The sequence below is a fragment of the Thermorhabdus hydrogeniformans genome (assembly GCF_049310025.1).
Taxonomy (GTDB): Bacteria; Bacillota; Thermosediminibacteria; order Thermosediminibacterales; family Tepidanaerobacteraceae; genus JBJYKD01.
This window is the reverse complement of record NZ_JBJYKD010000006.1, coordinates 35,202-57,017: the sequence shown is the minus strand read 5'-3', so window position 1 is coordinate 57,017 and position 21,816 is coordinate 35,202. Positions and strand designations below refer to the sequence as shown.

The 21,816-nt window shown below is 51.4% G+C and carries 21 protein-coding genes and 1 riboswitch; of the genes, 9 read left to right on the top strand and 12 right to left on the bottom strand.

Annotated features, from left to right (window positions below; genetic code table 11):
- Nucleotides 1-327 precede the first annotated feature (327 nt).
- The gene (locus tag ACKX14_RS04340; protein ID WP_422445026.1) at nucleotides 328-963 is read left to right on the top strand and encodes a lactate utilization protein; all 636 of its coding nucleotides are present in this window, start codon (nucleotides 328-330) and stop codon (nucleotides 961-963) included.
- 30 nt (nucleotides 964-993) lie between these two features.
- A complete protein-coding gene (locus ACKX14_RS04335) occupies nucleotides 994-1,398 on the top strand; it encodes a bacteriohemerythrin (RefSeq protein ID WP_422445024.1) in 405 nt (134 codons plus the stop codon).
- 86 nt (nucleotides 1,399-1,484) lie between these two features.
- On the opposite strand, the gene ACKX14_RS04330 is transcribed toward ACKX14_RS04335, so the two are convergent.
- From ACKX14_RS04330 to ACKX14_RS04310, 5 genes are all read right to left on the bottom strand, one after another.
- Nucleotides 1,485-2,405 (bottom strand): molybdenum cofactor synthesis domain-containing protein, encoded by a 921-nt coding sequence (locus ACKX14_RS04330; protein ID WP_422445022.1) that lies wholly within the window; start codon nucleotides 2,403-2,405, stop codon nucleotides 1,485-1,487.
- The gene (moaC, locus tag ACKX14_RS04325; protein WP_422445020.1) at nucleotides 2,393-2,887 is read right to left on the bottom strand and encodes a cyclic pyranopterin monophosphate synthase MoaC; all 495 of its coding nucleotides are present in this window, start codon (nucleotides 2,885-2,887) and stop codon (nucleotides 2,393-2,395) included. Before moaC ends, ACKX14_RS04330 begins: the two co-directional genes overlap by 13 nt.
- Before the next feature lie 2 nt (nucleotides 2,888-2,889).
- Entirely contained in the window at nucleotides 2,890-3,861 is a 972-nt protein-coding gene (moaA, locus tag ACKX14_RS04320) for a GTP 3',8-cyclase MoaA (protein ID WP_422445018.1), read from the bottom strand.
- 39 nt (nucleotides 3,862-3,900) lie between these two features.
- The gene (locus tag ACKX14_RS04315) at nucleotides 3,901-5,847 is read right to left on the bottom strand and encodes a molybdopterin biosynthesis protein (RefSeq protein WP_422445016.1); all 1,947 of its coding nucleotides are present in this window, start codon (nucleotides 5,845-5,847) and stop codon (nucleotides 3,901-3,903) included.
- A 63-nt stretch (nucleotides 5,848-5,910) separates the two neighbouring features.
- Nucleotides 5,911-7,143: a molybdopterin molybdotransferase MoeA gene (locus tag ACKX14_RS04310; RefSeq protein WP_422445014.1), complete on the bottom strand. Its 1,233-nt coding sequence runs from the start codon at nucleotides 7,141-7,143 to the stop codon at nucleotides 5,911-5,913.
- Nucleotides 7,144-7,312: 169 nt separating this feature from the next.
- Here ACKX14_RS04310 and ACKX14_RS04305 point away from each other — a divergent pair, with 169 nt between their 5' ends.
- The 6 genes from ACKX14_RS04305 (at nucleotide 7,313) to ACKX14_RS04280 (ending at nucleotide 13,438) form a co-directional block, all read left to right on the top strand.
- The gene (locus ACKX14_RS04305) at nucleotides 7,313-8,632 is read left to right on the top strand and encodes an MFS transporter (protein ID WP_422445012.1); all 1,320 of its coding nucleotides are present in this window, start codon (nucleotides 7,313-7,315) and stop codon (nucleotides 8,630-8,632) included.
- A gap of 313 nt (nucleotides 8,633-8,945) precedes the next feature.
- On the top strand, nucleotides 8,946-10,109 hold the full coding sequence (locus ACKX14_RS04300) for an ABC transporter substrate-binding protein (protein ID WP_422445011.1): 1,164 nt from the start codon (nucleotides 8,946-8,948) through the stop codon (nucleotides 10,107-10,109).
- Between the two features lie 79 nt (nucleotides 10,110-10,188).
- Entirely contained in the window at nucleotides 10,189-11,061 is an 873-nt protein-coding gene (locus ACKX14_RS04295; RefSeq protein ID WP_422445009.1) for a branched-chain amino acid ABC transporter permease, read from the top strand.
- 11 nt (nucleotides 11,062-11,072) lie between these two features.
- The gene (locus ACKX14_RS04290; protein ID WP_422445007.1) at nucleotides 11,073-11,957 is read left to right on the top strand and encodes a branched-chain amino acid ABC transporter permease; all 885 of its coding nucleotides are present in this window, start codon (nucleotides 11,073-11,075) and stop codon (nucleotides 11,955-11,957) included.
- Nucleotides 11,958-12,746 carry an ABC transporter ATP-binding protein gene (locus tag ACKX14_RS04285; protein ID WP_422445005.1) on the top strand — a complete coding sequence of 263 codons (789 nt, stop codon included), beginning with the start codon at nucleotides 11,958-11,960 and terminating at the stop codon, nucleotides 12,744-12,746.
- Entirely contained in the window at nucleotides 12,734-13,438 is a 705-nt protein-coding gene (locus tag ACKX14_RS04280) for an ABC transporter ATP-binding protein (protein WP_422445003.1), read from the top strand. The genes ACKX14_RS04285 and ACKX14_RS04280 overlap by 13 nt, the downstream gene beginning before the upstream one ends.
- Here the strand turns inward: ACKX14_RS04280 and ACKX14_RS04275 are convergent.
- The 4 genes from ACKX14_RS04275 to ACKX14_RS04260 are packed head-to-tail and all read right to left on the bottom strand — an operon-like array spanning nucleotide 13,423 to nucleotide 17,371.
- Complete coding sequence (locus ACKX14_RS04275) at nucleotides 13,423-14,313, bottom strand: DMT family transporter (protein WP_422445001.1); 891 nt, start codon at nucleotides 14,311-14,313, stop codon at nucleotides 13,423-13,425. The two genes, ACKX14_RS04280 and ACKX14_RS04275, sit on opposite strands and share 16 nt — an antisense overlap.
- Nucleotides 14,314-14,327: 14 nt before the next feature.
- On the bottom strand, nucleotides 14,328-15,749 hold the full coding sequence (locus ACKX14_RS04270) for a peptidoglycan D,D-transpeptidase FtsI family protein (RefSeq protein ID WP_422444999.1): 1,422 nt from the start codon (nucleotides 15,747-15,749) through the stop codon (nucleotides 14,328-14,330).
- The gene (locus ACKX14_RS04265; protein WP_422444997.1) at nucleotides 15,742-16,965 is read right to left on the bottom strand and encodes an FtsW/RodA/SpoVE family cell cycle protein; all 1,224 of its coding nucleotides are present in this window, start codon (nucleotides 16,963-16,965) and stop codon (nucleotides 15,742-15,744) included. The genes ACKX14_RS04270 and ACKX14_RS04265 overlap by 8 nt, the downstream gene beginning before the upstream one ends.
- Nucleotides 16,937-17,371 carry an FHA domain-containing protein gene (locus ACKX14_RS04260; RefSeq protein ID WP_422444995.1) on the bottom strand — a complete coding sequence of 145 codons (435 nt, stop codon included), beginning with the start codon at nucleotides 17,369-17,371 and terminating at the stop codon, nucleotides 16,937-16,939. The genes ACKX14_RS04265 and ACKX14_RS04260 overlap by 29 nt, the downstream gene beginning before the upstream one ends.
- Nucleotides 17,372-17,498: 127 nt before the next feature.
- Between ACKX14_RS04260 and ACKX14_RS04255 the strand changes: the two genes are divergently transcribed.
- A complete protein-coding gene (locus tag ACKX14_RS04255) occupies nucleotides 17,499-17,990 on the top strand; it encodes a YhcN/YlaJ family sporulation lipoprotein (protein ID WP_422444993.1) in 492 nt (163 codons plus the stop codon).
- 74 nt (nucleotides 17,991-18,064) lie between these two features.
- Here ACKX14_RS04255 and ACKX14_RS04250 read toward each other — a convergent pair whose 3' ends face one another.
- Genes ACKX14_RS04250 through ACKX14_RS04240 form a run of 3 tightly spaced genes read right to left on the bottom strand, consistent with a single transcriptional unit; the run spans nucleotide 18,065 to nucleotide 21,603 of the window.
- Nucleotides 18,065-18,733: a hypothetical protein gene (locus tag ACKX14_RS04250; protein WP_422444991.1), complete on the bottom strand. Its 669-nt coding sequence runs from the start codon at nucleotides 18,731-18,733 to the stop codon at nucleotides 18,065-18,067.
- A gap of 27 nt (nucleotides 18,734-18,760) precedes the next feature.
- Nucleotides 18,761-21,181, bottom strand: coding sequence for a homocysteine S-methyltransferase family protein (locus tag ACKX14_RS04245; RefSeq protein ID WP_422444989.1), 2,421 nt, complete (start codon nucleotides 21,179-21,181; stop codon nucleotides 18,761-18,763).
- Nucleotides 21,166-21,603 carry a methylenetetrahydrofolate reductase gene (locus tag ACKX14_RS04240; protein WP_422444987.1) on the bottom strand — a complete coding sequence of 146 codons (438 nt, stop codon included), beginning with the start codon at nucleotides 21,601-21,603 and terminating at the stop codon, nucleotides 21,166-21,168. The genes ACKX14_RS04245 and ACKX14_RS04240 overlap by 16 nt, the downstream gene beginning before the upstream one ends.
- Nucleotides 21,604-21,661: 58 nt before the next feature.
- Nucleotides 21,662-21,775: riboswitch (SAM riboswitch) on the bottom strand.
- Between the last annotated feature and the right edge of the window lie 41 nt (nucleotides 21,776-21,816).

The window sequence follows — 21,816 nt, the reverse complement described above, 5'->3', positions numbered from 1 at the left end:
AATCATTGTTTCTGGCGTTTTATCAGGCTATTTATGAACAAAGCGCGATTTTTCACCAGTTATCTTATTATCTTTCTATCCTGAAAATATCGAGCGCTTCATTTTATTCCCGGCTGTCGGTTTTAGTCTATTTATGTCTATGCTCAAATTCGCCAGCCGGTTTACTTTAATTATTTTTTCCAACGAATATCAAATTATGCAAAAACCTGTAGAAAAAATGGAAGGAATTTTATAATTAATATTGAATTATTTCCATTAAGCATAATGCGTAAAAACGTCATAAAAACCTTTTCTTGCCGTTAAAAAAAATAAAGGCGGGTGACACCGGTGAATATCAAGGCAAAATTTTATGAAGGCAGAGCCCTGAAGGCGGTAAATGCCCTGAAAAAAAACGGGTTCGACGCCTTCTACGTCCCTACAAAAGATGAAGCGGCCAGAAAGGTCCTGGAGATGGTGCCCGAAAACGCTTCGGTTGGCGTGGGCGGGTCCGTCACCATAAGGGAACTGGGGGTCGTAGAAGCTTTAAGAGCAAAGGGCCATACAATCTTTGACCATTCCCAGGCGCCGACCCCCGAAGCCAAAATGGCCGCCCGAAAAGGGCAGCTAACCTGCGATGTCTTCCTGGCCAGCGCCAACGCCCTTTCCATGGACGGTAAGCTGGTGAACATTGACGGGACCGGCAACAGGGTGGCTTCCATGATTTTCGGCCCGGGGTATGTAATTCTTGTGGTGGGGGCCAACAAAATAACGGGGAATTTACAGCAGGCCATGGACCGGGCAAAAGATATAGCGGCTCCCATGAACGCCGCAAGGCTGAAGCTGCAAACTCCGTGCCTGTCCACCGGCCGGTGCGAAGGCTGTATGTCGGAGGACCGGATATGCAACGTGACCACCATCATCGAAAGAAGGCCGACGCTGACACCTTTTACGGTAATAGTTGTGGGAGAGGACTTGGGTTTTTAACCGATAAAACACAAAACGGGAGGGAATAATATGAACATACAGTGGACCGAGGACCTGGCTGTAGGGGTAAGCATCATCGACATACAGCATCAGGAACTGTTCAACAGAATTAACCGGTTATTTTCAGCCTGTTCCAAAGGAAAAGGCAAAGAAGAAATCCGGGAGACTCTTAAGTTTTTAAACGACTATGTCATATTCCATTTTGGAGAAGAAGAAAAAATTATGACAGAGCATAATTATCCGGATTATCCAAATCATAAAGCACAGCACGAGTTTTTTACAAAGAGCCTGGACGAAATTAAAGAACAGTTTGAGGCAAAAGGGTCCACAGTGGACCTCGTGATACGTACCAACCGGTTTCTTACCGACTGGCTGATTAACCATATCAGAAAAATCGACAAGGTGCTGGGAAGCTTCCTTAAAGATAAGATATAAGCAAAGAAAAAGGGCATAATAATTCCCGGGGTATTGGAGCAAAAGCAAAACCTACCGCCGGGATTTCTTGTATCTCGCAATAAATTTTACCGGCCCGTGCCGCAATCCTTAACCCGGCCCCTTAAGACTTCCACCGCATGTGGCAGGGCAGGAAGAATGACCTCCAGGTTTTCCCGGACGGCCCTTGGGCTTCCGGGGAGGTTCACAATGAGGGTCTTGCCGCGTATCCCGGCCCGGGCTCTGGAAAGCATGGCGTGAGGTGTTTTTTCAAGGCCCTTTTGCCTCATGGCTTCCGGAATCCCCGGCACTTCCTTTTCTATTACGGCCAGAGTGGCTTCCGGAGTATTGTCCCTGGGAGAAAGTCCCGTGCCTCCGGTTGTCAGTATAAGGTCAATACCACTGTCGCACATTTCAATCATGGCGTTTTTCAATGCATCCGGGTCATCGGGCACCACCCGGTATTTTATGACAATGCCGTTGATGGAACTTACCATTTCCTCTATTATTTTGCCGCTGACGTCTTCTCTTTCTCCTTTAGCCCCCCGGTCGCTGGCGGTGAGTACACCTGCGGTTATGCATTCCACCACTTCGATGTCGTCTCCGCAGGATACCGTTCCTCCCTTCAGGACCCTGGCGAAGATTCCTTCCCGGGGCATGATGCAGTCCCCGGCCTGGTAGTATATGGCGCACCGGTTGTGGCAAACCTTGCCTATCTGGGTGACTTCCAGCAGCGTTTCCCCGGCCCTGAGACGGGTTCCCACGGGTAAAGCGGCAAGGTCAATTCCGCTGGTGGTTATATTCTCCGCAAAATCTCCGGGCCCCACTTTCAACCCCTTTGCCGCCATTCTGTCAATGCTTTCCAGGGCGAGCAGGCTCACCTGCCTGTGCCATGCCCCCGCGTGGGCATCTCCTTCAACACCAAAGTTTTCAACGAGGCGCGCGGAACCCACGTTTACCTTGCGTTCACCTTTTTTCGCGCTTTTGCATACGGCCACTATTTTTCCCACGGTAAAATCTCCTCTCTTATAAAATCGCCGCTCTTCCCACCGCTCTTTTCAACCAGCTGTATATTTTTAATGACCATCCCCCTGTCCACCGCCTTGCACATATCGTATATTGTAAGGCATGCCGCCGATACCGCTGTCAGCGCCTCCATCTCCACCCCCGTCTTCCCCACGGTGGCGACCTTCGCTTCCACGCCGATGGTGCTTTTTTCTTCATAAATGTGAAATTTTATATCCACGCCCGTCAAAAATATATTGTGGCACATGGGGATTATACGGGAGGTTTCCTTGGCCGCCATTATGCCGGCCACCTGGGATACCGCCAGCACGTCGCCCTTTTTCATCTTTTTCTCCAGTATCATCCTGAGCGTCTCGGGGCGCATCTCTACAAATCCCACGGCCACAGCCTCCCGCTCGGTGTCCCGTTTCTGCCCCACATTTACCATCCGTGCCCTTCCTTCTTCATCAAAATGAGTGAATTCCATACTCATCCTCCTATCTGCCACATCATACGGGAATGCCATTCATTCTCTCCCCGCTTCATGCGATGGCAGGCGGGTTTTGCCGCCAGGGCCTCCTTGAAAAGACGCTGCAGTTCTTCTTTCCCCCTTCTTTCCCTTAGAGCTTTCTTCACGTCTATCTCCAGATCTCTCTCCAGGCAGGGTTTTAACTTTCCATCGGCGGTGAGGCGCATTCGGTTGCAGGCCCCGCAGAAATGGCGGCTGATAGGTGTTATGAATCCTAATGCCCCCGAAGCGCCGGGGATTTTATAATAAACGGCGGGCCCGGCTCCGGCCGGCACACCGGTGGGAATCAATTTCTCATTAATGGAATTTTTAATTTCTTCGGCGGAAATAAACCGCCCCCTTCCCCAGCCCGTTTCTCCCAGCGGCATGAGTTCGATAAAGCGCACGAAAATCGGATAGTTCCCGGTCAGATTTACAAAATCCATGATTTCGTCGTCATTAAACCCCCGCGCCACCACGCAGTTTATTTTAACCGGAGTAAGCTCCGCTTCCAGGGCCGCTCTGACGCCCTCCAGCACGTCTGAAAGTTTTCCCCGGCGGGTGATTTTTTTAAACCTGTCGGGTTTCAGGCTGTCAAGGCTTATGTTCACCCGGTCGAGACCCGCATCCTTCAGGTCCCGGGCCATGGTCGAGAGGAGAGACCCGTTGGTGGTCATGGATATGTCCCTGATTCCATCAATGGTCCTGAGAGCCCGAATGAAATCCACAATTCCCAGCCTCACCAGAGGCTCGCCGCCGGTTACCCGCACCCTGGATATGCCCAAAGGCACAACCGCCTCCACAAACTCCGTTATCTCTTCGAAACGGAGGATGTCGCCGTGTGATTTCAACTTGATTCCCTTTTCGGGCATGCAGTAAAGGCACCGGAAGTTGCACCGGTCCGTGACGGAAATCCTAAGGTAATCTATTTCCCTGCCGATGGCGTCTTTCATCATACCGCCTCCATCTTTTGATTCCCCGGCGGCAGGCCTTCAACTGCCGCACCAGGTTACCCTGCCGGTTTCCGAAGTGTCATAGCCGCCGAGGGCCGTGACCTTTTTTTTGAATTCTTCAGTCCTTATGACTTCGAGCACCTTCTGCACCGATTCCATGTCGAAAAACTCTTTCGGCACGGCCAGGTCGTATCGCTCCGGGGCAATGGGTATGAAGTCGAGCCCCAGGGCGTTGGCCGCCGCCAGGATCCCCAGCCCCACGTCGGCTGTTCCGCCGGCGACAGCCGCCGCCACAGCCATGTGGGTGTAATCCTCGCGCTCATACCCCGTAATTTCTGCTGGATCGATCCCGAGTTCTTTCAGTTTTAAATCCAGCAGCAGTCGGGTGCCCGCTCCCCGCTGGCGGTTGACAAAAATTATATCTTCCCTCTTGAGGTCCTGTATTCCCCGGATGCCCCTGGGGTTTCCCTTCGGCACCATCAGCCCCTGCTGGCGGTAAGACAGGTTTATCAGGGCGATTTGCTTTTCCGGCAGGTACCTCTTTATATAGGGGAGGTTGTATTCACCGGTGTCCGGGTCCAGCAGGTGAATTCCCGCCATATGGGCTTCCCCGCGCTTTAAGGCCATGATGCCGCCCATGCTGCCCACATGGGCCGAGGATAAATTAAGCTCCGGATAGAGCTTTTTTACCTGATTGGCCAGGAGATCCAGCGTCACATCATGGCTGCCGATGATTACTACGGTGTTTTCAATCTCATTCTTTCCCCTCAAAAGCTCCACTTCTACCGTCTCACCGGCTTCCAGGCCTTCTTTCAGGGCCGGTATCCTGACAATGCCGTCGGCCCTGACCATGGAGGTGATTACCCCCGCTCCCCGCGAGAGGGGTGACGCCACAAATTTCTCTCCTATGCGGCCGAGCTTGACCCTTAAAAACTCTTCGGTACCGATGGATGAAACCACCCGGCGGGATATGGCGGCATTCAGTCTTTCAGCCTCCGGGGCCGCTATTCCCTGCATAAGGTAGAGCAGTGGCTTCACGAAGAGATTCATGGTAAGGGCCGCTGAAACCGGATAACCCGGTATGCCGACTACCGGCTTCTTGCCTATCCTGCCCAAAATCACCGGTTTTCCGGGCCTTACGGCAACCCCGTGCACCAGGAGGGTGCCGAGCTCTTTAACGCAGAGGGCGGTATAATCCTCACTCCCCGACGAAGAGCCGGCATTTACCACAACCACATCCGCCTTTTGCAGTGCTTCTTTAACCCTTGCCTTTATCTTTTCGTAGTCGTCTGCGACTTTTTCCAGCACCAGGGCCTCGCCGCCCCATTCTTCCACGTACCCCGCCAGCATGGCGGAATTGTATTCTATAATGTCGCCGGGTTTTAAATCCTCGCCGGGGGATACCAGTTCGGTGCCGGTCGGTATAATGGCCACCAGCGGCTTTTTCCTGACGGCTATTCCGGTATGCCCGCCCGCAATGATTGCCGCCAGGTCCGGAGGCCGGAGCCTGTGGTTTTCCGGCACTATGAGTTCGGTGGCCACGATGTCTTCCCCTATACTCCTGACATTGTCCCACGGCGAATAGGAGCTTATTATCTCCACCTCCCCTTCCCCCACCGGATGTACTTCCTCAATCATAATAACCGTGTCGCACCCCGGCGGCAGGGGGTCGCCGGTATCCACATAATAAAAATCAACGCCTTCTCTAAGCCTTTTTGGGTTCTTCTCATCGGCGCCGAAGGTTACTCTGGAATTCACCGCAATGCCGTCCATGGCCGCCGCGTGGTAATGGGGCGACGAAATCTTCGCAAAAACAGGAGCCGCGGTAATCCTCCCAAGGCACCGGCGGACATCCAGAAATTCCGCCTCCGTCGGCCCGATGGCGCCGTTTTGCCTCAGATCCTCAAAAAATATCTTCCGGGCTTTCGTAAGGGGTATGTTGTCCAGGTAAACGTCCCTTTTTTTCAAAATTACACCACCCTGCATAATTTTTCTTTTAAAACTTAAAATCAAAAACCGATGAACACTAGATAAACCAGCGGCAGCACATCAGAACAGCTCCACCTCCACCGGTTCCCCCTCCAAGACACCCTGTTTTTCCGGCGGAATCCTGGCAAGGCCGTGGGATTCCACCATCGTGGATATCAGGCCCGATTTGCCCAGGACGGGGACAGCCCACATCTCTTGTTGCCTTCTTTCCAGCTTAACCCTTATGAAGTCTTCCCTGCCGGCTGCCGAAGGAATATTGCGTGCAATCCTGGCGGACACTTTTATTCCACCGAAATCCTCCGGCCTTCCAAGCAGAATGGAAATAGCAGGCCTGACGATAAGTTCGAAAATGACCATGGCCGAAACCGGATGGCCGGGAAGGCCGATAATCGGCTTTTCTCCCACAGCGGCGATTATCGTGGGCTTGCCCGGCTTTACAGGGAGGCCGTGGACCAGCACTCCGGGCTGTCCCAGGCTTCGGATTACTTCCACAGTATGGTCCCGAGCCCCCACGGAGCTGCCGCCCGATATAAGCACCAGGTCGCTCTCGCTTAAAGCCGATTTTAGGGCCTCAAGCAGTTCGTCGAAGCGGTCTCTTACTATCCCGGCCGGCCGGGGGGCGCCACCCCATTTTATAACCTGCCCGCAAAGGGCATAGGAGTTTATGTCCCTTACCTCTCCGGCTTTAACCCGTTCTCCCGGAGGCCTTATTTCGTCACCGGTAGATATGACAGAAACAATCGGGGGTTTCACAACCTTCACCTCGCCCACACCTACGGCGGCCAGCGCGCCAAGGTCCTGCGGCCTCAGGGTATGCCCCCTTTTGAGGACGATGCATCCCTTTTTTATGTCTTCCCCTTTCGATACCACATTGTCGCCGGGGGCCGCGGGCTTTTCTACACACAGGGTGCGGTCGTCAAGTAATTGTGTATATTCAAGCATAACGACTGCGTCAGAACCCTCCGGCAGCATTCCTCCGGTAGGTATTTTAACCGCCTGTCCCGGTTTTACGGACAGCCGGGCCTCTTCTCCCATCCTGACTTCCCCCACAAGCTCCAGGAGCGACGGCATGGACTCGCTTGCCCCAAAAGTGTCTCTGGCTATTACCGCAAATCCGTCCACCGTAGAGCGGTTAAAAGCCGGGATATCCTCCGAGCACACCACATCTTCCGCCAGCACCCTGCCGTAAGCCGACAGCAGATCCACCGTCTCGGTCTTTTTTGCATAACCCTCAAGGTGATCTCTCAACACACTCCTCGCCTCTTCAACTGTGGCGGCGTTAAACAGCGGCAACCAAACTCATCCCCTTCCGTCGATGGAATGCGCAACTGTTATAATATTCTAGACTTTTTTATTGTCCTTTTTATTCTACCACAAATTTTTGTGATTGTAGAGGAATAAAATGAGAAATGTAGAAAATAAAACTCAAGTATTACATACATATACATACGGGGGTTTTATGGTGCGCAGAAAGTTTCACAGTGAAGGCAGTGCAGGAAATGTTTTGAGGGGTGACGTAGATGAGGAAAAAATACGCGCCATCAATTTCAATGCCCTCAGCCTTGACTCGACTTTTTTCAACATTGGTTCGGCCTTCCTCGACCCGGGCACAGTGGTGCCTTCTTTTGTCAGCCTTCTCACATCCTCACCGGTTTTAATCGGCCTTACTACTACCATACGCAATTGCGGCTGGTTTTTGCCCCAGCTTCTTGTAGCACACCGCGTGGAAGCCCTCCCGCATAAAAAGCCGGTGGTGGTATGGGCGGGAGGCCTTCTCCGACTGGCCGCAGGTGTGATGGCATTCTCCACACTGCTGGCCGCAAATAATCCAATTCTGGCCCTGACCCTGTTTTATTTATCTTTTGTGGTATTGTCTTTTTGTGACGGCATCTCCGGGGTGCCCTGGATCGATATATTTGCAAAATCCATCCCTGCCGAAAGAAGGGGCCGGTATTATGCCGTAACGCAGTTTTTCGGGGGCAGTTTCGCCTTTGCCGCGGGTTTTTTGATCAAGAAGCTTCTCGACAGCAAAAATCTGGTTTTTCCTTACAACTATTTCGTGATATTTTTCCTGGGCTTTCTGCTGGTCTCGATGTCTTATCTTTCGTTTTTAATGGTGAGAGAAAAAAACTCCGAAACCAGTCCGCAGAGGGTCGATCTGTGGAATTTTCTTAAAAACGTTCCCGCTGTTTTTAAGGCCGACGGGGCTCTAAAAAGGCTTGTCTTTGTAAACGTACTTTTTAGATGTTTTTTCTTACCGCTGCCTTTTTACGTCGTTTTTGCCCGGGAGAAGCTGGGGCTTGCCGCGGACTCAGTCGGCTTTTTCGTATCGGCGCAGATGCTTGGCTATGTGATCTCCGGTGTAATCCTGGGGAGAATAAACGACACCCTCGGAAGCAAACCGGTGATTTTAATCACCGGATTCGCCACCATGATTTCTCCTCTTCTGGCTCTCACCAGTTACCGGCTTTATTTAAACGGTTATCCCTTCATCTTTTTATATACGGTTATTTTTGCTCTTCTGGGGCTTACATACAGCGGGTCGTGGATCGGCATTTTCAATTTCCTCTTAAAGATGGCACCCGAAGAAAAAAGACCGCTTTACATAGGCCTTCTCAACACCGCCACCGCGCCGATGACATTCCTGCCCGTGGTGGGGGGGTTTATTATCCAGAAATTAAATTATACATTATTATTTTTGATCACCTCTATTCTCGTCCTGAACGGCCTCCTGCTCGCCGTCACCTTAAAAGAACCCGGAATCCATAAAAAAATCGAATAAAAAATAAATTATAACCTTTGAAGGTAGTGACAATTTATAAAAATTCGTTTATAATTATATATAAAATTCAGCTGCATCTTGGTAAAGTGGGAGTGTACCTAGGGTTCCGGCCTTTCAGGCGTCCGGTCCAAGCGGTACAGCCAGAGATTTTCTGGTACACCGTGAGTATAAAAGACTCCAGCGGCAGGTTCCACTTGTGTTTTGTCATGGGTGAAGCCTGCTATTTTTTTATCCTGGAGGTGATCGCCTTCATAAAGCTCGCCAGAGAAGTCTGTTGGTTAAATAATATTTTGAAAATTTAAGGGGGATATGCATGCGAAAATATTTTAAAGTTTTTATCTTATTAACAGTTTTAGCCCTGACTTTCTTCGCCGTTACAGGCTGCGGGCAGAAACAGGCCGGCAGTTCTTCCACCTCTTCAGAGCAGCCCAAAGGCGAAGATGTAATTAAGATCGGCACCATCGGCCCTCTCACGGGGAATGTGGCGACCTACGGCATCAGCACCAAAAACGGTGTGGAGATAGCCGTGGATGAGTTCAACAAGGCGGGCGGAATCAACGGAAAGCAGATCAAGCTCATCTCGGAGGACACCCGCGGCGACCAGGCCGAAGCCGCCAATGCCGCGACAAAGCTCATCCAGCAGGACAAGGTGATGGCCATCGTGGGCGGCGTAATTAGCTCCGAAACCATGACGGCCGGTCCCATAGCCAATGACGCCAAAGTGGTCATGATATCGTCTTCTTCAACGGCCACCGGCATTCCAGACATAGGCGATTACATCTTCAGGAACTGCCTGTCGGACGACGTGCAGGCCACACAGCTGGCCGAATTCGCCGCCAAGGACCTCGGGCTTAAGAAATTCGCCATAATGTACACCAACAACGATTACGGTCTCTCGCTTAAAAACGCCTTTGAAAAAAAGGCCGGGCAGCTGGGGCAGGTGGTGGATATAGAAACATATAATGACGGTGAAAGCGACTTCAGAGCCCAGCTGACCAAGATTAAAGGGTTCCAGCCCGACGCTCTGTATATAGCCGGTTACTACACCGAAGCCGCCAAGATTGCCCAGCAGGCCCAGGATCAGGGATTAAAGGTGCAGATTCTCGGAGCCGACGGCTTCTACTCTCCAAAACTTATAGAGCTGGGCGGAAAAGCCGTCGAAGGAGCCATTTTCACCGCGGGATTTTTCACAGATGATCCTTCGGAAAGCGTCCAGAATTTCGTCAAAGCATACAAAGAAAAATTCAACAGTGAACCCGATATGTTTGCCGCCCAGGCCTACGATGCGGCAAAGATACTGCTTACGGCTATAAAGAACGCCGGCGGGCAGGGGGGAGAAGCCCTGCAGGCCGAAATGGCAAAGACAAAAGACTTCCCGGGCATTACAGGAAACACTTCCTTTGCTGCCAACGGCGATGCCGTAAAGGATATCATTATACTTAAAGTTGAAAACGGCAAGTTTGCCAAAGTTAGGTAATCCAATTAATAAACAGACAGTAGGTCAATGGGTGTTTTATGCCCATTGACTTTCCCATTTAGAAAGGAATGGAGCCCATATGTTCATCGAGCAGATAATTAACGGCTTAACTCTTGGCAGCACTTACTCTCTTATAGCTCTGGGATACACGATGGTTTACGGTATCCTCGAACTAATAAATTTTGCCCACAGTGAAATCTATATGACGGGAGCTTTTATAGGCCTTATAATGGTTACTGTATACAAGCTTCCTTTCGCCCTGTCGCTTCTTGCAGGCATGGCCGGTTCCTGTATTCTGGGGGTGGTCATAGAAAAAGTGGCCTACAGGCCGCTGAGGAAAGCCAACCGCATTGCCCCGCTTATCAGTGCCATCGGGGTGTCCATATTCCTCCAAAATGTGGCGCTTCTTGCCGCCGGGCCTCAGGCCAGGGCTTTCCCGGTGAATTTCAATATTGTCAGCTTTAAGCTGGGGAAATCAATTCAAATATCTTCATTGCAGCTTTTAATATTGCTGATTTCAATTTTCCTGATGGTGGGCCTGCACCTGCTGATTCAAAAGACGAAAATCGGCCAGGCCATGAGGGCTACGGCCCAGGATAAAGAGACGGCCCAGCTCATGGGCATAAAGATAGACCGGGTGATTTCTTTCACGTTCGCCATCGGCTCGGCTCTGGGCGGCGCAGCCGGTGCGCTGGTGGGCGTTTATTTTAATTCCGTGGACCCGATGATGGGATTTTTCCCGGGCCTCAAGGGCTTTGTCGCCGCCGTACTCGGAGGTATCGGCAACATCCCGGGCGCCATGGTCGGAGGGCTTATCCTCGGCCTGGTGGAAGTCTTCGGAGCCGTTTACATGTCCAAGTACAAGGACGCCATAGCCTTTGCCGTATTGATTATAATACTGTTATTAAAGCCCACCGGCCTTCTGGGTCGAAGGGCTCAAGAGAAAGTGTAGGTGACAAATAGGTGAATGATTATTATCTGCAGATCCTGACAGTAATCGGAATAAACATCATACTGGCCGTCAGTCTCAACCTCATTTCCGGCTACACCGGCCAGCTTTCTCTTGGCCACGCTACTTTCATGGGACTGGGCGCCTATTCGGCGACTCTACTAGTCCTGAAACTTCACCTTCCTTTTCTTGTGGCGCTTATCCTGGGAGCCGCCGTTGCCGCCGTATTCGGATTTATAATCGGAGTGCCTACGCTCAGGCTGAAGGGCGATTACCTGGCCATAGCCACTCTGGGGTTCGGCGAGATCATGCGGAACATCATCCTGAATCTCAAAATTACCGGCGGACCCATGGGTCTGCGCGGCATTCCGAAAGTAACCAACATATATATTGTGGTGATAGCGGTAGTTTTGACGATTTTCTCACTGAACAGGATTATGAATTCCAGGGTGGGAAAATCGTTTATCGCCATCAGAGAAGATGAGCTGGCCGCCGAAGCTATGGGGATTAATACAACGCGTTTTAAAATTCTGGCGTTTGTCCTCGGAGCCTTTTACGCCGGCATTGCGGGAGGTCTTTACGCTTTTCTATTCCGTTATATTAATCCCAATATTTTCGGCTTCATGAAGTCCATTGAAATCCTCTGCATGGTGGTGCTCGGCGGCATGGGCAACACCTACGGGGCCATCCTGGGAGCCGGCATCATAACGGTGCTGCCGGAATTTTTAAGGTCCATATCTCCCGCGGTCTCCCAGTACCGCATGGTGTTCTACGGCATACTGCTCGTAATAATGATGATAGTGAGGCCCCAGGGCATAATGGGCCAGACCGATGTTTCAGTTTTTAAGGGTTCGGGCATCTTTAAAAGAAAAACTGTAGAGAAAGGGGGTCAGGAATAAATGACACTTTTAGAAGGAACGGGTTTGACGATGGTTTTCGGAGGCCTTGCAGCCCTGGATTCCGTCGATATAAATATAAAACGGGGAGAGATCCTGAGCCTTATAGGGCCCAACGGTGCGGGCAAGACCACCCTCTTCAATCTCCTGACCGGGGTTTATTCCCCCACCGGCGGCACAATCAGCTTCAAGGGAAAGCAGATAAACAATCTCAAGCCATATGAGATCACAAAGATGGGCATTGCGCGCACCTTCCAGAACATAAGGCTCTTCGGTGAAATGAGCGTTCTTGACAATGTGATAATAGGCCAGCACTGCCGCACACGGACGGGTGTTTTGGGAGCGATCTTCAAAACCCGCCATGTGCGCAAAGAAGAAAAGGAAACAAGAGAAAAGGCTATGGCAATCCTGGAATTTGTGGGTCTTGATGGCCTTTGCGGCGAAAAGGCCAAAAACCTCCCTTACGGCATGCAGCGCCGCCTGGAGATGGCCAGGGCTCTGGCCACGGAGCCTGAGCTTGTATTGCTGGACGAACCCGCGGCGGGCATGAACCCCCAGGAGACCAACGAGCTTATAGATTTGATAGAAAAGATAAACGAAATGGGGAAAACGGTGCTGCTTATCGAGCACGACATGAAACTGGTTATGGGGATATCTCAGAGGGTAATGGTGCTGGATTACGGCAAAAAAATCGCCGACGGGCCCCCGGATGAAGTGCGCAACGATGAAAGAGTTATTAAGGCCTATCTGGGCGAAAAATCTCACAAGGGGGACCGCCGATGCTTAAATTAGACAATGTAGTAACCCATTACGGCAATATTCAGGCACTAAAGGGGGTCTCGCTGGAAATAAATCAGGGCCAGATAGTCACCGTCATCGGAGCCAACGGCGCCGGAAAAACCACGACGCTCAAAACCATCTGCGGTCTGGTGAACCCCACGTCGGGAAAAATTTACTTTCAGGGTAAAGACATAACAAATAAGCCCACCGCAGACATAATCGAATCGGGTATAGCCATGGTCCCGGAAGGGCGGCGTGTATTCCCCCGCATGACGGTGCTGGAAAACCTCCAGCTGGGAGCCTATCTTAACAGGGACAAAAACGAAATAAAAAAAGACCTGGACAGGGTCTTTGAACTTTTTCCCGTATTAAAGGCCAGGCTCAAGCAGATCGCCGGTACTCTTTCCGGCGGCGAACAGCAGATGCTGGCTATCGGCAGGGCCTTGATGGCCAAGCCGAAACTACTGCTTCTGGACGAACCTTCCATGGGCCTGGCGCCAAAAATAGTGTCAAATATATTTGACATCATTCTGGAAATAAACCGAGAAGGTACAACCATCCTGCTCGTCGAACAGAATGCTCAGATGGCCCTTTCCATCGCCCACAAGGGTTATGTCATAGAAACAGGCCGCATTGTCTTGGAAGACACCGCTCAAAACCTGCTCAATAACGAAGATGTAAAAAAGGCCTATCTTGGAGAATGAAAATCGAGAGCTTCGGGTTTTTCCGCGGCCGGCATCAATTCGGTTATCAAGACGCCGGCCAGCATCAGGGCAAAACCGCACACGGTTTTAAAGGTTAAAGGTTCTTTCCAGAGGAGCCAGGAAAACAGACCAGCAAATACCGATTCCAGCGACATGATAACGGCCGCGTGAGTGGAGCTGGTGTATTTTTGCGCCACGTTCTGGATGACAAAGGCCCCGGCTGTGCAAAATATCACCCCGTATATAATTGCCGCCCACAGACTGCCGTCCAGGTGTTTTGGCAAGGGTTCCGCGGCAAGGCCTATGGCCGTCGTGAGGACGCCCACCAGGCTTATTTGAACCACGGCGATGTTTATAGGATTCGCCCTTTTTACGTAGTACTCTGTAAAGACAATCTGCAGGGCGAAAAACACGGCGCATGCCAGGGTAAGTACATCGCCGTAATTCACCGTAAAGTTTCTATTAATGGATACTATTCCCATGCCAATAAATGTAATTGATGCCCCCAGCACCTGGTGCCAGCCGGGGAAGTTTTTGTTCAGGAAATAAGCCAGGAACGGTACCATCACCACATTACTGCCCGTGATAAACCCGGATTTTGCCGGGGTGGTATAGATAAGCCCCACCGTCTGGGTGACGAAACCCAAAAACAAAAAAGCGCCTATGAGAAGACCTCCTGCAAGGTCTTGTTTTTTTATATGAAGCAGCTGGCGGAAAAAAACAAGTGCCAGCAAAAGCGAAGACAGGATGAATCTGACGCCCAGGTACATGTAAGGTGTTATATCGGACAGAGCGTCTTTCATTATCACGAAGTTAAGGCCCCAATTTATCGTTAAAAACAGGAGTGCCCCGTCAGCCAGAAGACTTTTCTTCAATTAAATCTCCTCCTCTATCGTTTCTCATTCTCCCGGCTCAGGTAGTGCAGCATCACTTCCCGGGCGATGGGGCCGGCGTTTTTTCCTCCCGAACCGGCGTTTTCCACCACTACGGCCACGGCTATCCTGGGATTTTCCGCCGGTGCAAAGCCCACAAACCATGCATGGGCTTTGCCGTGGGGGTTTTCGGCGCTGCCGGTCTTGCCCGCCACCGTAATTCCCTTTATGCCGGCCGGCATGCCGGTCCCGTTTTGCACCACATCCACCATGAGCTCCTTTATCCTATCGGCTACAGCCCTGTCAATTATCTGTTTTGACGCCTCATTCTGGTGATATATTTTAACGCCTCCCAGGGGAGACACCGATTTTTGAATGATGTAAGGGATTGTAAGCCTCCCTCCGCCGGCGATAACCGAAACCACCCTCGCCATCTGGAGAGGGGTGGCCAGAATTCTGCCCTGGCCTATGGCGTCTTCGGCCAGCTCCACCTGACCTCCAATGAGCGGCGGCCTGGGAAAGCTGCTTATGGCGGCCGGCATATCGAAGGAAGCCGCCGAGTTAAAGCCGAAGGCTTCGGCCATGGCAAAAAGTTTGTCTCTCCCCACTTCCTGGCCTATTTTTACAAACACCGAATTGCTGGAATAGCGAAATGCGGTTTTCAAATCGTATTCACCGGCCCGGAGGCCCTCGTAGTCCCGTATTATCCTCCCGTTTACCTTGACATAACCAGGGGTATAATAGACCTTTTTTTCGATACCGGGTATGTTTGAAAGGGCGGCGGCAAGGGTAATTATTTTAAAGGACGACCCCGGTGGATACAGGCCCGTGGTGGCCCTGTTTATGAGGGGTTTATCCGGATTCCGCACAAGGTCATCCCAGCTTTCATTCAGTTTTGAAGGGTCAAACCCAGGCGAACTGACCATCGCCAGTATTGCCCCGGTATTCGGATCCATGGCCACAAGGGCGCCTTTACGGCCCCGAAACATTCTATAGGCCGTCTTCTGAAGTTCGGAGTCGATGGTGAGGTAAACATCATTGCCCCGATCCGAGACCCCAAGGATTTTCTGGCGCAGGACAACCATGGGGTCCTTTTCCGAAAGCCCCAGGAGTTCACCGTTCAGGACCTCCTCCAGACCCGCCCGGCCCAATTTTCTGTCGGAGTAACCTATTAAGGGGCCGAAAGCTTCCCCTCCGGGGTAAATCCTTTTCTTTTGATCGCCTTCTATGATTGAGTCCGCCAGAGGCCTTCCTCCGGCGTCATAAATGGTTCCTCTCAATACCTTTTCTTCCTGTTCCCAAAGTCTCCTGTTGTAAGAACTCTGGATGAGTTTATCCCTCTCGTAGACCTGAAAATATGTCAGGTATGCGATAAGGAATAGAAAAAGCGCGCAAAAAACGGCGAAAACCACTTTAGTGTTTTTTTCGAATTTATTCACCGGCCTCTTCACTTCCTTCTCTGAGTTTGATGCCGTTCAGTATCCCCAGGGAAATGAAACTCATCAGCATGGAACTACCCCCATAACTCATGAAGGGCAGCGTTACGCCCGTCATGGGGATGAGCTTTATAACGCCGCCTATAATCGTAAATATCTGCAAGCCGAACAGTGCGGTAATTCCCAGAGCCACCATGGCCAGAAATTCATCCTTTGACGAAAGTGAAATCTTAATTCCCCGATATACCAGCAGAAAGTAAAGTATTATCACCGCGGCGGCCCCCAGGAAGCCCATTTCCTCTGAAAAGGCCGAAAAAATAAAATCGGTGGCCACCGCCGGGATATACTCCGGATGGCCCAGACCCAGCCCCGTTCCAAAAAAGCCACCCTGGGCTATGGCAAAAAGGGACTGCACGATCTGATAGCCCTTGCCGGGTACATCCTGCCAGGGATTGAGCCATGCCTCCACCCTGATCCTGACGTGGCCGAATACATAATAACCGGCAATGCCGGTAATCCCCAGCATTATTAATCCCAGTGCTGTTAAATCCCATCTGGAAGTGGCGGCGAAGACCAGGACCAGAGCGGTGAGATAAAAGAGCAGGGCTCCGCCCAGGTCCCTGGAAAGCACCAGCAGGCCCGCCACCGTCAGTATTTGCGCGGAAAACCACGGTAAATTCTTTATTTTCCCTTCTTTTAAAACTCCGGCCAGAAACAGCACAAAAGTAATTTTGGCCAGTTCCGAAGGCTGAAATGTAAAATCACCGATCCTTATCCAGCTTCTGGAGCCGCCTTTTTCCACGCCAAAAAGCAGGGGGGCCAGAAGCAGGGCCGCCGTCGCTAAATAAAAAAACACGGGAGCCAGATTTACCTTAATCCAGTACTTCACTACAATCGAGCTAAATATAAATAGCAGGGCGCCGGCAGCAAACCAGGTTATCTGTTTTAAAAATATTTCGGGATTTATTCTGTAAAGTATTATGAGTCCCAGTTCCGTGATAAAGCACGCCAGTATAAAAAGAGAAGCATCCTGCCCGTTAAGTATGTGACCCGTCAAAAAATGCGCCGTGAACATAATCACCGCAAAGGCTATTGCACCGTAAACAGGCAGAGGGGAAAAGGGGCGGGTCCTCACGGCGAGCAGCGAAAATGAGACAAATCCCACCAGAACTATGGCGCTCAGGGACTTGTTATAGACGGCTTCCATCTTTGACTCCACCGGTTTCCCTCCTCAAAAAAATAAACTTCTTGCCTCCCAGCACTATCTCGTCTCTGTCTTTTAAAGCCACGGGTTTTTTCACCCGTTTGCCGTTGACAAAAGTCCCGTTGGTACTGTGCAGGTCTTCTATTATCATCCTCCGCCCCCTCCTGGCAATCAGGGCGTGCTTGCTCGAAAGATACGGGTCTTCTATGATTATGTCCGAATCGCCGGCCCTGCCGATGGTATTCACGTTAAACAGCGGGTATTCCCTGCCGTCCTCGGTTAAAAGAAAAAAACCCGTATCCCTGTTGGCATTCTGCTGCATTGTGAGGTCTGCTATCATCACTTTCAAAAAATTATATAAAAAATAGTAGATCAGCGCTATTAATACATATTTGGCAAGCTGAGCCATAAGCTCATACACAAAAAATCACCTCAGATATATTATAACACAAATAATACATGGTAAACTGCTTCCAGATAAACCGGAAAACAACAGTATAAAAACAGTCGAGTTGCTCATCATAAATTCAAGGAAGGAGGGTATTTTTATGAAAAGATTTCTAGCCTCGATCCTGATAATGATTACCGTCTTTGCTCTGACCACCGGCGGCTGTGCCGTGAGCCGCAGACCGGCCCCAAAACCCGCCCCTCCGAGCCGCATAGTCAGGAGGACTCCGGCCAAAAAGCCCGCTCCTTCGCCCGCCAATGCTCTGGCCTCCAAACTTTCCAACGCCGCCGCAAAAGTGGAAGGCGTAAAATCCGCCACAGTGGTGGTCTCCGGTTCCACGGCCTTTGTAGGCCTGGAGATAAAACCGGGAGTCGAGGCCAAAAAGACCAATGAAATCAAGACAAAGGTGGCGGACGCGGTAAAAAGGGCGGATACCCGGATCAAAGCCGTTAACGTGACCACCGATCCCAACCTGGTAACCCGCCTTAAAAAAATCGCCGAAGGAATCCGAGCGGGAAAACCCATTTCGAGCTTTACAAGGGAGCTTACCGAGATAACCCGGCGCATGGTCCCAAAAGGCAAAGTAAAATAGCAAAACAAGCGCCGTATAAAAAGCATAATAAGTTTTATAAAGCTAAAATCCTGCGGTTTTAAGCGCAGGATTTTTTATCGGTAATTGCACATTTTCATATCGCATCCGCTGCATAAAACATCGTGCGGCACACCCACATTTTCTCCTGTGCCGAAGACCACGGTAAGAGATTTTGCAGGGCTCATCATGCGGTTTTCATTGAGGGTGACGCCGATGGCCTCCGCATCCAGCAGTGAAAAAATGGCCTCCTGATCTCCTATGTCCCAGTCGCCCCGGCCCGGGCTGAGGCAGCGGGTGAGGCCGCGGTTTTTGAAAGCGGCCGACCTTAAAAGATGAGCCTTAAAATCTTCAACCAGCCGATTTAGCGCGGCATTCGCCGCGGCGTCAAGGATAATCCCCCTCAAAAAATCCCCCCTGTCAAAACATCGCGAGATCTCTTCGTCCACGCCCCGGCCCAGGGTGGCTACGGCCGCCACGACGCAATCCGTCTCGATAAGGCTTTTGACTATATATTCGCCGGAAAAGAATTTCCCTCCCGGGAGAAACACTTTTTTTTGCCTTTCATCGGCAAAAAAGTTGAAGAAATCGTAGCACACCGCGGGATGCATAAATTCCTCCGCACGCGCTGAAGCACCGTCAATTTCCTCAAGGATGCGTGAAGAAAATCTTCTTTTTCCTCCGCAGCCCAGGTATTTTAAAACCAGCTCTTTATCAACCCTGACAGGCAACTCAACTACAGGCAAGTTCAACACCCCGTCAAAAAAATGTTTCTAGGTTTCCGCGGGCTGTCCTGCTGCACCGTAGACCTTTTCCGCCACTTTTACGCCTTCCATGGCGTCCCTGGCGTAAAAATCCGCCCCTATGCGCCTTGCCAGCGCCTCGCTCAGTACTGCGCCCCCCACCACCACCTTGCACCGGGGGAATCGACTTTTTATCTCCCGAATTGTTTTTTCCATGGAAGGTATGCTGGTGGTCATAAGGGCACTGAGACCCACCAGCATCACATCGGGGTGTTTTTCTATTTCTCCCGCTATTGCCCCCGGATCCACATCTCTGCCCAGGTCTATAACTTCAAAGCCGTAGTTTTCCATTATCACCCTCACTATGTTTTTCCCCAGGTCGTGGATGTCGCCTTTGACCGTCGCCAGCACCACTTTCACGGCACTTTTTTTAAGTCCCGACGGGAAGCGCTTTTTTACTGCGTCGAAAGCCCGCCGGGCGGTTTCCGCCGACTGCATAAGCTGGGGGATAAAATATTCTCCGCTTTCATACTTTTCTCCCACCTCGTTCAGAGCGGGCACTAATATGCCGTCTATGATCTTCAAAGGCTCCATCCCCTTGCGGAACAATTCTTCCAGGTATTCTTCCACCGCCGCCCCGCGGCCCTCCACCACCGCTTTATACAGCTCCTTGTCCGCCCGTGTGCCGCCTGAGTTTATAGCCGCGTTATTCTCCCCGGCCCCCGATTTTACAAAGGCTATATATTCGGCCGCATTTTTGTCCCTCCCGGTCAGCACGCCGGCGGCCCTTACGACTTTCCACAACCCGTCATCCAGCGGGTTTATAATGGGAAGGTCCAGACCCGCCTCCAGCGCCATGGCCAGAAAAACGCCGTTTACGGCATTTCTTTCCGGAAGGCCGAAGGAAATATTGCTGACCCCCAGGACGGTGAGGCACCCCAGCTCTTCTTTGACCATCCTTATGGCTTTAACGGTTTCCATTGCCTGTTCCTGCCGGACTCCCGCCGTAAGGGTGAGACAGTCGATTATCACATCTTGCTTTGGAATGCCGTACCCGGCGGCGGCTTCTACGATCTTCTTTGCTATCTTAAATCTTTCCTCTGCCTTCTCGGGGATACCCCTCTCATCCATGGTAAGGCCTATGACGGCCGCCCCGTATTTTTTGACGAGGGGCAGTATTTTTTCAAGACTTCCGCCGGTGCCGTTTACCGAATTTACCAGCGCCCTGCCGCTGTATACCCTGAGGCCCGCTTCAATGGCATCGGGATTGCTGCTGTCAAGGCAAAGGGGAAGGTCTACAGTTTCCTGAAGGCGCAATACGGCCCTTTTCATTAAAGCCTGCTCATCTATGCCGGGAACTCCCAGATTCACATCCAGGATATGGGCCCCGGCCTTTTTCTGGGCAAGGGCCTCTTCCACCACGCGGTTTAAGGAACCGGCCTTCAGTTCTTCGGCCAGGAGCTTTTTTCCGGTGGGATTAATCCTCTCTCCTATGACCTTTACCGGTTTATCCCGGCATAAGAACACCGTCAGCCTGTCGGAACACAGGACGGTTTCGGATCCGGGCGTTATTTGCCGGGGTTTTCGCCCGCGGACTTTATCCTTCAGCAATCTTATATGTTCCGGGGTGGTGCCGCAGCAGCCCCCCAGCGCGTTTAATCCCGCATCCGCCAGCTTAACGCAGCTTTCGGCGAACTCTCGGGGTGAAAGGTGGTAAACGGTCCGGCCGTCGGCAAATTCCGGTATGCCGGCATTGGGCTGGACCAGAAGGGGGATATGGCGGTATCTTGCCATTTCAGCCAGGATCGCCGCCATTTTATCCGGGCCCAGGGAACAGTTTATCCCGACCACATCGGCGCCGATGGAGCCCAGGACAAAGAGGGCCGTGGCCGGGTCTGTGCCCGTGATGGTCCGGCCCGTCTCTTCGAAGGTCATGGTGACCGCCACCGGAATGTCGCAAAGCTCCCGGGCCGCCAGCACCGCAGCCCGGGCTTCCGAAAGCTGGCTCATGGTCTCCACCACTATCAAATCCGGCCCGGCCTCCAGGGCGCCGGCTATTTGCTCTTTAAAGACGTCTATGGCCTCCTCCAGGGCCGTAGGGCCGTACGGCTCCACAGGCATCCCCGTGGGGCCGACGGATAAAGCCACAAGAGCCTTTTCGCCCGAGGCCTTTTTTGCGATTTCCACCGCCCTTAAATTTATTTCTCTCACCCTGCCGGACATGCCGAAGTGGGAAAGTTTGACGCGGTTGGCCCCGAATGTATTTGTCTCTATTACGTCGGCTCCGGCCTCGATATAGGCCCTGTGAATATCCATTACCGCCTCCGGGCGGTAGACGTTCCAGGCTTCCGGGCACTCGCCGGCTTTCAGGCCCCGTTTGATAAGTTCGGTGCCCATGGCGCCGTCGAAAACCACTATTTTCTCTCTAATTGCTTCTAAAAAAGTCGACACACTTTTATCCTCCCAACGAAAATATTTCTTATTCCGAGGGCCCAGGCTCCTAAAACTTCCGACTGGAGGCCGATCACATTCCCGTCCCTGCAGGCTAAGTGGGGAATTGTTTCGACCCCCGTTCTTTCCTGAATTATATGCGCAAGGGGTATTGCCCCCATCCTCATATTGGCCATCGGGTTGTCGCAAATATTAACCGCATCCGCGTAATCTTCCAGTTCCCTTACATCAGCAAGAACTCTTTCCAGATCCGTGCCTTTTGGAGATGAAATTTCCACGGTAACAGTAAATAAACCTTTCTTCAACTTGTTTTTCAAGCCAGATTCCGTACGGCTGACTCCTTTCACAATATTTTTCATGTTTTTATATGAGCATTTCCCTTGCGCCCGGATTCTCTTCTTAACCGGCGATGAAACTGCCATATAAAAACTTGAGGCCTCTTCTCAAGATAAGAGGCCTCAATCTCTCCATCCGCAAGATCTCTTATCTTTCAGAAGACTATGCTTCTGCAGGAATTGGCACCATTTTAGAAGGGGGGCTTCTAACGGTTGCCGGGTTTCATCGGGCCAGTCCCTCCACCTCTCTTGATAAGAGGTTTTACAACCTTTATCGTATTCAGTTTTTTATGATTATAT

What these genes read in the sequence shown, in the direction of transcription:
- ACKX14_RS04285 (WP_422445005.1), top strand. Translation starts at nt 11,958, where the DNA reads ATGACACTTTTAGAAGGAACGGGTTTGACGATGGTTTTCGGAGGCCTT.
- ACKX14_RS04255 (WP_422444993.1), top strand. Translation starts at nt 17,499, where the DNA reads ATGAAAAGATTTCTAGCCTCGATCCTGATAATGATTACCGTCTTTGCT.
- ACKX14_RS04315 (WP_422445016.1), bottom strand. Translation starts at nt 5,847, where the DNA reads ATGCAGGGTGGTGTAATTTTGAAAAAAAGGGACGTTTACCTGGACAAC.
- ACKX14_RS04335 (WP_422445024.1), top strand. Translation starts at nt 994, where the DNA reads ATGAACATACAGTGGACCGAGGACCTGGCTGTAGGGGTAAGCATCATC.
- ACKX14_RS04295 (WP_422445009.1), top strand. Translation starts at nt 10,189, where the DNA reads ATGTTCATCGAGCAGATAATTAACGGCTTAACTCTTGGCAGCACTTAC.
- ACKX14_RS04240 (WP_422444987.1), bottom strand. Translation starts at nt 21,603, where the DNA reads ATGGCAGTTTCATCGCCGGTTAAGAAGAGAATCCGGGCGCAAGGGAAA.
- moaA (WP_422445018.1), bottom strand. Translation starts at nt 3,861, where the DNA reads ATGAAAGACGCCATCGGCAGGGAAATAGATTACCTTAGGATTTCCGTC.
- ACKX14_RS04280 (WP_422445003.1), top strand. Translation starts at nt 12,734, where the DNA reads ATGCTTAAATTAGACAATGTAGTAACCCATTACGGCAATATTCAGGCA.
- moaC (WP_422445020.1), bottom strand. Translation starts at nt 2,887, where the DNA reads ATGGAATTCACTCATTTTGATGAAGAAGGAAGGGCACGGATGGTAAAT.
- ACKX14_RS04300 (WP_422445011.1), top strand. Translation starts at nt 8,946, where the DNA reads ATGCGAAAATATTTTAAAGTTTTTATCTTATTAACAGTTTTAGCCCTG.